The 5,338-nt window shown below is 48.6% G+C and carries 4 protein-coding genes; all 4 read right to left on the bottom strand.

The annotated features are described in order from the left end of the window. Positions 1-2,799: hypothetical protein (locus V2I46_13570; protein ID MEE4178529.1), on the bottom strand; the 2,799-nt coding region annotated here is incomplete at its 3' end. Continuing rightward, the gene (locus V2I46_13565) at positions 2,784-3,293 is read right to left on the bottom strand and encodes a CreA family protein (protein MEE4178528.1); all 510 of its coding nucleotides are present in this window, start codon (positions 3,291-3,293) and stop codon (positions 2,784-2,786) included. The genes V2I46_13570 and V2I46_13565, both read right to left, overlap by 16 nt. 217 nt (positions 3,294-3,510) lie before the next feature. After that, entirely contained in the window at positions 3,511-3,825 is a 315-nt protein-coding gene (locus V2I46_13560) for a hypothetical protein (protein MEE4178527.1), read from the bottom strand. 53 nt (positions 3,826-3,878) lie between these two features. Then, a partial coding sequence (locus V2I46_13555) for a B12-binding domain-containing radical SAM protein (GenBank protein ID MEE4178526.1) occupies positions 3,879-5,338 on the bottom strand: 1,460 nt, incomplete at its 5' end.

Here is a 5,338-nt window from a genome sequence, read left to right as displayed (position 1 = left end):
TTGCAAAATGGCAGTGCCATTGGTAAAGACCTCATGAGGAAGGCAGAGGAGCGTAAATAGTAATTGGGCAAGGCATCTTCCGGTGGCACGAACCGCACCGGTGAGATGTTGGCTCATCACTGCTTCACCCGGTTTATTGAAAAAGCCCATGAGGCAATTAATCAAGGAAGGAACCAACACGATACAAAGAACCGCCACAGTACAGAACCAGGGAGACGACAGTATGGTCCAACCGAGAAGAAGTAAAAGGCATAATGCTATTGGCGCAAGGCTGCGCCGAAGGTTGTCGAAAATTTTCCAGCGGGATAACAGGGAAAGCGAATTTTTTGTAAAATACCTATCTGAACCGGGAACGCCTGGGAAAAGCCATCGCACGATCTGCCAATCCCCGCGAATCCATCGGCGACGGCGGCTCACGTCCGCGCTGTAATGCAGCGGGTACTCTTCGTATAACTGCACATCGCTAATCAGCCCGGATCTTGCATAACATCCTTCGATAAGATCATGGCTAAGAATCCGATTCTCTGGGAAACGGTCCCTGAGCACCTTCTCGAATGCATCAACATCATAAATGCCCTTGCCGATGTATGAGCCTTCGCCGAAGATGTCCTGATAAACATCAGAAACAACACGGGTGTAAGGATCGACACCTGCATCGACCCCGTACATACGGGCATACCGCGATTTGTTCGTTCCGGGCAAACTTACGGCTACCCGTGGTTGTAAGAGGCCATATCCGGATACGATGCGCCCCTTTTTCTCGTCGTACTGAGGGCGGTTTAAAGGATGGGCCATTGCACCCACGAGTTGCCATGCCGAATCACGCGGAAGATCTGTGTCCGTGTCAAGGGTGATGACATACTTCACTTCCTGTAAAACTTCGATATTTCCGACAATGAGAGAAAAACCGTTCCCGGAACCGCTACGGAGAAGCAAATTCAATTCTGCAAGTTTTCCCCGCTTCCTCTCGTAGCCCATCCAGATTCGTTCCCGCTGATTCCATTGACGTGGCCGATGAAAAAGAAAAAAGGGATCACCGTTTCCCCCGTATTTTCCGTTCAATTCTTCAATTTTTTGCCGGACCAGCATTAATAGCGGTTCGTCCCCGGGGAGTTTTTCCTCATGAGCATCCATAAAGTCAGTCAGCAGGCCAAATCGAAGGTTTACGTCCCGGTTTGCCAGAAACCGGACTTCCAGATCACCCACCAGCTTTTCAACATTCTCTGTGCTTGAAAGCATGGAGGGAACCACAACTAGGGCAGATAATTGGGAAGGAATTCCTTCGGAAAAATCCATTCGTGGCAGCGGAAGCGGTTTGGCAAGACGTGTCGCAAAAAAATTGACCACAGCTATGGCAAGCCGGCTTACCGACAGAAGAACGACAACACCGACGAACCAGAGCAGAGGTCCGCCCATACCGGCTGGACGGACCTCTGCCAGCAGACCGGCGGAAATGATCACTGCAAAGAAAAGAATGGATCCGAGATAAAACAACAAAGGATACCTGCGACCGGTTCTTTGAATAACGTCCATAGCCGTCGGCCTGACCCTCACCAGCTCTTCCAGCTGGGGAAACCCTTTATCGATGAGGTAGAAGCCCACGTGATCAGCCCGGTTACCACGATTTTTCCCGGCAGTCTTTTGTCGGGCTAGGCCGATCGCTTCACGAGCTATTTCCTTTTCGGAGAATCCGCTCTTTTTTGCAACCTCCTCCACGATATGACGGTATTGATCACGGGTATTAAAATCCATCCCGCCATAGATTCCGGAAGGGTCCTCCAGCAGGATTTGTTCAACGGCGCTCATTGTCTCCACGAATTTGCGCCAGTCCATATCGCTCAAGAATCGCAGGCTTCCGATGCTGTTGCTTATGGAAAGCTGATCAGCAGCTTGTTGCTGATTCTCCGATTGAACCAATTGGTCGATGGTCAGGTAGGATTCTGTGAGTTGCTGCTCGATCCAGGCCAGGGGCAATGCAAGAGCGGAACCCTGTCCCTGAAGACGACGGGCAAGTTCCGCAATAAAGGCACTGACCATGGGCGGGTTTGATCGTGCCATGTCGGCAACCCTGATGATCAACTTTTTCGGCTCATTTTCCGCCGTCTTTGAAATTATGTCAGCCCAATAATCGGCCAGGTCACGGTCAATCCTGTCAATGGCAATTCGGGCTGAAATCCGCCTGAGATTCTCGATGAGCGCCAGACGCAGCATGATGGGAATTGCCCATAATTCTCCCAACTGCAACGTTGTGACCGTCTGATAGGCGGCAACAAAGCTGCAGAGGCTCTCCGAGTCCACCCGCCCATCGCTGTGGGAAATCATCTCCAGCGCAATGTCATAAACACGGGGAAGGCCCTTTGATGGGCCGTCTTTAAGACGCGGGAGTTTCCTGGCGTACCCTTTCGGTAAAAGTTTCTTTGCCGCCAGAATCTGTTCCTCTATTAGATAGAAATTGTCGAGCAACCATTCCGCTGCCGGAATAATCCTGCGGTTTGACTTCACGGCCCTGGTCAAAAGATCGTGGACGTCAAAAAGGACATCCTCGTTTTTAGCAAGCCTCGTCAAAAGCCTTTCTGCACCATGAACCTCACCCAGGGTGTGCAAGCCTGCCACGGTCTTTCCGTGCTCTTCCATCTGAGAGGAGCTGAACAACTCCGACCGAAGCGGCAGGTCGTTGCCTACGCTCTTTTGGGCGAGGGCATTCTTGCGAAGACGTCCCGGAAAACTAAAAATTTTCGTGAAAATGTTTGCTTCGTGGTGCTTCAATATAGATATTTCCTTTTCTATGGAACCGGCCACCCCATGATCGGCACCGTGCTGATGCTGTTCTTTGGGCTACCCTCGATAACCCGGTCGCTATAAGCCACGTAAACCAGTACGTTGCGCTCGCGGTCGAAGAATCTTACGACCTGAAGCTTCTTGAAAACAAGACTGCGGTGCTCATCAAAAACGCGTTCGCCGTCCTTGAGCTCGCCGATGATCCTGATTGGACCAATCTGACGACAGGCAATGGCGGCATCACTCGTGTCTTCCGCAACGCCAAATTCTCCCTTTACCCCACCCGTCTGCGCACGGGAAATATGACAAGCGACTCCCTGTACTTTGGGGTCGTCAAAGCCGTCAATCACGATTTTGTCGTTGGGCCCGAGCCAGCGAAATTTCGTGCTGACCGACCCGGTTGTACCCCGTTCAGGGCGGCTGAAGACCCACCATGCAAAAATCACAATGACCAAAAGTATTCCTGCACCTGCAATAATTCCGATTTTTTTCATAATGAATTGCCTATTTTTCAACCTAGCAGCACGCGTTGAATTCTGAAAGCACAGTTTTTTTCCTTGCTCCTATTATAAATTCTTACGCAAAGCATGGGAACGAAATTAATCCTAAAAAAAGGTTTCAGCGTTCTTAGAGGCCTTTCACCTGCCCGAAACCAGGCCTGACACCTGAACACTGAAACCTTTTATTTACCGGTTTGGACACAAGGCAACCGGGTGGAGCACTTTTAAGCAACTAAGAAGCCGGCTTCTTATTCAAAGGCGGTTGACCAAAATCACTAAAATATTTTTTCAATTCATTGATGGCCTTCACAATATCATCGATTGCCTCGTGCATTCCTTGGGCACCAGAGCCTGTTTCTGATTTTCCTTCCTTCCTGATCCTCTGAATCTCGGACTTGCGCTCCTTCAGGTTTTGAGCGTATATTTCAATCTGCAGGCGATCCTCTTCTTCCATCTCTTTGATGAAATCAGAATTAATCCGTCGTATGATTTCATCGGCCTCAGCCATTAATTGCTCGATATCTTTGTCTTCCAGGTAAGTTGTCATGATATTTCCTTTCCATTGTGTTATTCGTCCATGATTTCATAGGAGTTTACCATTTAAAGAATATACAGTTTACAAATTTTACGGTAATGATACCCGTATATTGACAGAGTAATCGCGAGTGATATCAAACCTGGCTTGCGAATGATAGTCCATAAAATCAGCTGCCAGTAATGAAACCGCTCCTTCCCCAAAACCCCGAGCCGTATAGCAGACCGAAAGATTGAAAGGAGCCGCTGAAAATTTATTGGTTGTCTAATTTCAGGCGCCTTAAGTTCCCTGAATAAAGTTCTGACTCGCCGGTAGTAGTTTTCAGGTGAATAAATCTGTTTCATGACCGATTGATACCCATCCAGAAGGCTGTCTATGCCCATTTTGGGAATAATATTGGTTGTTCCATCAACATTATCCCCGGAAAAAGTATTGACCACCCGACTTTCCCGTTGAAGCCGGTCAAAGAGACGTGTTCCCGGAGGGGCCTGGAGCATTCCAACCATTGCGGTGACGATCCCGCTGTTTTGAATGAAATCGATCTGCCGCTGAAAAATAGAAGGCCTGTCATTGTCAAAGCCCACAATGAAACCGCCCATCACCTGCAACCCTGAACGGTGGATAATTTTGACGCTTTCAAGCAGGTCCCGGTTTTTGTTCTGGGTTTTACGACATTCCGTCAGACTGGCTTCATCAGGCGACTCGATACCGATAAAAACCGAATCGAATCCCGCCTTTACCATCATTTCCAGGAGTTCAGGATCATCTGCCAGATTGATAGAGGCCTCCGTGAAAAAAATACATCCTTTTTTATCTTTTCGCCATTCGATCAGAGCGGGCAACAAATGCGTTTTAAGATAATGCTTGTTTCCAATAAAATTGTCGTCAACAAAAAATATACTGCCTCGCCAGCCCGAATTATAAATAAGGTCCAGCTCCGCGATAACTTGTTGTGGTGTTTTTACACGGGATCGGTGACCGAATAGTGCCGTTACATTGCAAAATTCGCAATTAAAAGGGCATCCCCTGGAAAACTGAATGTTCATGGAGGCATATCGCTTCATTTTTAACAGATTCCACGAAGGAGTCGGGGTGTCGCAAAGATCGCAGAAACCGGAAGCCCTGTAGATCTTTTTAGGCTGTCCATTTTCCAGATCCGACAGAAAAGCGGGAAGTGTCAATTCCGCTTCGTCGAGCACGAGATGATCCACCTCCTTGAATTCATCGGGTTCAGAAGTAAAAAGAGGCCCTCCGGCAATGACTTTTAAGTTGGAAGCATTGCACAGGGCGATTATTTGTTTGGCCGATTTCCGCTGAATCGCCATACCCCCTATAAAGGCCATATCCGCCCACAAAAGGTCTTTATCCGTAAGGTTATCCACATTTACATCCACAAGGCGCTTAGGCCATTCTTCCGGTAAAAGGGACGCTACCGTGAGCAGGCCAAGCGGCGGGAAGGCCGCCTTCTTTCCGATAAAACTTAAAGCATACGTGAAAGACCAAAAGGTATCGGGAAACTTTGGGT

Source organism: Bacteroides sp. (assembly GCA_036351255.1).
GTDB lineage: Bacteria > Bacteroidota > Bacteroidia > Bacteroidales > UBA7960 > UBA7960.
The sequence above is the reverse complement of the archived record's forward strand: the minus strand, read 5'-3'. Positions and strand labels throughout refer to the sequence as shown.